Genomic DNA, 3,581 nt, shown 5'->3' with positions numbered 1-3,581 from the left:
CCCTCAAAGGGCAGCTCGAAGTTTTCTGGTGGGGTTGAGGGTAACTCGCTTTTACGGTACATTAGCACTAATTAGAGAAGATGCAAGGGTGATGCAAGGGTGATGCAAGGGTTTTAAGAGATTCTAGCAGATTTAAGTGCATTTGGGAAGCTCTCAATCAAGCTAAAAGCCCTTTCCTGTAAGGTTTTTAGATTTATTCAGCAAACCCTGCTTAGAGAAACTTATCAAAAGTTATCAAGAAAAGCAAGAAATATTAAAAGAAATCGAGGAACATATTAGGAGAGAGGAAACCGATATAGTCCATGATATTCTGGCCTACTTAGCAGAACAGATGATCGAGATAAATCGGGAAAAACAAAAAGAAATCAAAAGCTTTTTGAGATATTTAGAGAGAATAATCGGCAGTGCGATCGATAATTTAACCAACAAATCAAAAATCCAAAACTATCTCGGTGACTACCAAAAAAGCGAACCTCATCTTAGCTTGGATCAGCTGTGGGAGATACTGAAAAAGAACAAAAAGAAAATTACCGTTAACTTACTCGATCGTCAAATACAGGAAACCATAGAAAAAGAATATCAAACCAGTCTAGATAAACTTTTGCCCCTAAAACAACAATTAAGCACGACCGATGAATTGATCGATCTAATTGTTTATAAACTCTATGGATTAAGCGAGGAAGAAATTAAAATTATTGAAGGGAGAGAGTAAAAAAAAGAATCAGCTGCCCGCGTATTTAAATTACTTGTTGAGATACAGATACCCGTTGAGGCGGTATAACCGTTAAATTTACGACCAATCCTGACTGGTATCGCAGAGGAAATGGTCGGTCAGGATGTCCTCGAAGGTGAAAAGACAGTGAGAGGGAAAAGTCCGTATCGGTAAATCCGTGTCCCGCAAAGCCAAATCCACTCCGGCCTCGAAAGCATCGGATAAAGCCGTCGGTATCTGGGATTTTAAACTAGGATTGCCCTCTAGATGCCGTCTGATCCCTCGTCTCTGTTCTCTAATTGTCAAAAACCAGCTGCGAGAACGTTTATCCGGCTGATATTCCCATTTGAGAAGATGTCCTACCAAAACGGTTAGACGGCCCACCAGTTCTCGATATTCTTGTTTACCCAAGGAAATGATTTCCTCCCGTAAGTTTTGCCAGTCCAGAGCTTCTACCTGTCGGTTGGCCAGAGCTTTCGCTTGTAGCTCTGTCCACCCATAGAAGTCCGATTCATACAGGGAATTGGCTTGATCTTTCATATTGGAACTTTACCTAAAATGTCGGCTGGAAGGAACCCTAGAGATGACAGGTTCCGCCAGTATAGAACAGCGAAGCACGATCAAAACGACAGCAGTTTGGCGATATTTGAATAGGCGTACTGACTCCGCACCGGATAGTGAACACCTACCGTAGCCGTGATGTTGACGTTGGACTGACGCTCGAATACCATCACGATGTCGGAGCCGCCGAAGAGGAAAGTCGAGATCATCTCGCCCTTCGACACCGTTTTTCCCACCACCTCCTGGCGCACCTTCTCGTTGATCAGTGCCACCTGCTCATCATAAGATCGCCCCTTCTTTTCCTGTTGGGTAAGACGGATAAGTTCCTGCGTCCCTGGTTTGACGAACACAACGGACGATACTTGTGCCATTCCAATGGGCAGCACGGCGATCTTGCCGATAGCGGTTTCCAGGACAAAAAGCCCACGGCACTGCACAAACTGATAGTCTGTGGCATCCTGTGCATCCAGATAACGGTGCGGCATGGCCACGTTGGCCAAGGATGAGTTTTCATCGGCACGTCCCTCAGCATCGAGTAGATCAAGTTGGACATCCAGGTAAACCTGTCCTGGGATAAATTTGGCCTCAATTATCCTGCCCGCTGCCGGGGCGTGCTGCCGGTGATAGTCAAAGACATTGAGAAAGCTGTGGACGAAAATGCCGCCCTCGAAATCCTGGGCATACTTGGAACCCTTTAACAGTTCCGGGATAGGCCATTCGACGTGCTTGACCACGATTGAGGACTGTGCGGGCATCGGCTCGCCCACCCGAGTGGTGATAGTCCATTGGCCGACGAAAGTGGACTCGGCTGGGAAGACAATAATCCGAGGATCGTCTGGCTGGGCGACTGGGCGCTGTCGATTGATATCCTTGAAAGTCCTGGAAAACCACTCGTTGAATGTCTTGTAGTTCTCGATCCCGTTTTCGCCCCCATTGTAGTCCTGGTAGGTATATTCCGGCCCGAACTTATAGGTTACGAGATGGTTGGCCGATTCGGGTGTGTCGAGAAATTCGCCCCATTCGACCGCAAATTCCCGAAGCCAGAGGGATAGCGGTGTGAGAGCCTCGCCGGTAAAGGGAGCGATCGGGCTTTGCAGGGAGACGAGTTCGGGCTGGTTGAAGTAGTAATAGAACTGCGTCAGGTGCAGATAATCTGTGCGTTCGTGGTAAATGTCGCCCTGCCATTCCCAGACCCGCAACCCGGGGATCCACGTTACCAGGGCATCGATGTAATAGTAAAATTGGTGGAGGTTGTGTATCCGATCGAGTTCGGGGATGCGCTGTTGTCTTATCTTCAAGATCGCGCTCTGGAAGGCTCCCCCATAGGCGTAATCGTCGATGAGCTTTTTAAGTTTCTTTGTGATCGGCTGCTTCGGCTCGTACACTGCGCTATCGGGGGGTAGCTCTTTAAGGAATTTCGGCCCCTGCGGGATTGACGATGAAACTCCCTGTTCGTTCAGGTGCTGGGCCTCCCGCGCCGACACCGCTTTCCATTTCAACCGGCCATAACTCTGGTTGTGATTTGTGTTCATGCCATTTTCCCCTTGTTGAATATCAAACTATCTATCTAAAATCTCCACAGACAGGGCCGACATTCCGCACATCTTCATATACTTTTATATATTTTTACATTCCCCAAGATGTTTTGACAAAAAACCTTCATTATATAAACTACTATTAAGAACATTTTCAATAATTGACTTTTTCTGAGAAAAAAATTTACAATTCTTCACCTTAATAAAAAATCCATCATTGTAGCTATAATCCTGATTGGCAAAGGTTTGTCAGCAATAGATTAGTAAAAATTATCAATTGAATGTTAAGAAGTGCAGAAAGTGGGTCTAATTGCCTGAGATAATATTAGGTCGATGTCTATACCTAATACTAAATCCGTTGAGTATAGGCTACATATCAGGATAGGCACTCATGCAAAAGGAAGAATAAATAATCAGTTTTTAATAACCAAATTTAGGAAGTAGGTAGGTGTTAAAAGTTGTCAGACACCCCCCTTAATAAGCTATCCATTAGTCAGATCTTTCTTAACAAAAAGAGAAGAAACTTAAAAAAAGGGGAAACGATTGATAGGTATAGTTTTGAAAGAAGGAATTAAGGTGGAGGTAAGCAAAAAAATGGAGAAATGGGCAGCCCAAGAATTACAGTATGCAGACCTAGGGGACACCAGAAGAAAGAAAAGGTTAATCAGTATCTACTTTAGACGTTCATAATCTGAGATTTATTAAACTTCTGAAATCGTAGAGTCAGCAAGGAATCCAGTTCTTTTTTATGTTTCAGATGGGCATCATTCAGA

General features: G+C 44.7%; 2 protein-coding genes and 2 pseudogenes. 2 read left to right on the top strand and 2 right to left on the bottom strand.

Annotated elements, in window-relative coordinates; all coding sequences use genetic code 11:
• Nucleotides 1-208: 208 nt before the first annotated feature.
• A pseudogene (locus H6G40_RS22690) lies at nucleotides 209-712 on the top strand (Eco57I restriction-modification methylase domain-containing protein); the annotation flags it as partial.
• A gap of 78 nt (nucleotides 713-790) precedes the next feature.
• Here the strand turns inward: H6G40_RS22690 and H6G40_RS22685 are convergent.
• Together H6G40_RS22685 and H6G40_RS22680 are read right to left on the bottom strand one after the other, a co-directional pair.
• Nucleotides 791-1,252 (bottom strand): DUF29 domain-containing protein, encoded by a 462-nt coding sequence (locus tag H6G40_RS22685; RefSeq protein ID WP_069475437.1) that lies wholly within the window; start codon nucleotides 1,250-1,252, stop codon nucleotides 791-793.
• Between the two features lie 80 nt (nucleotides 1,253-1,332).
• Entirely contained in the window at nucleotides 1,333-2,805 is a 1,473-nt protein-coding gene (locus tag H6G40_RS22680; RefSeq protein ID WP_190538258.1) for a phosphatidylserine decarboxylase, read from the bottom strand.
• A 597-nt stretch (nucleotides 2,806-3,402) separates the two neighbouring features.
• On the opposite strand from H6G40_RS22680, the pseudogene H6G40_RS22675 reads away from it, so the two are divergent.
• Nucleotides 3,403-3,480: pseudogene (locus tag H6G40_RS22675) on the top strand (transposase DNA-binding-containing protein); the annotation flags it as partial.
• Nucleotides 3,481-3,581 lie beyond the last annotated feature (101 nt).

It is taken from the genome of Microcystis viridis FACHB-1342, from assembly GCF_014698335.1.
Classification (GTDB): domain Bacteria; phylum Cyanobacteriota; class Cyanobacteriia; order Cyanobacteriales; family Microcystaceae; genus Microcystis; species Microcystis ichthyoblabe_A.
This window is presented reverse-complemented; position numbering and strand designations above follow the sequence as displayed.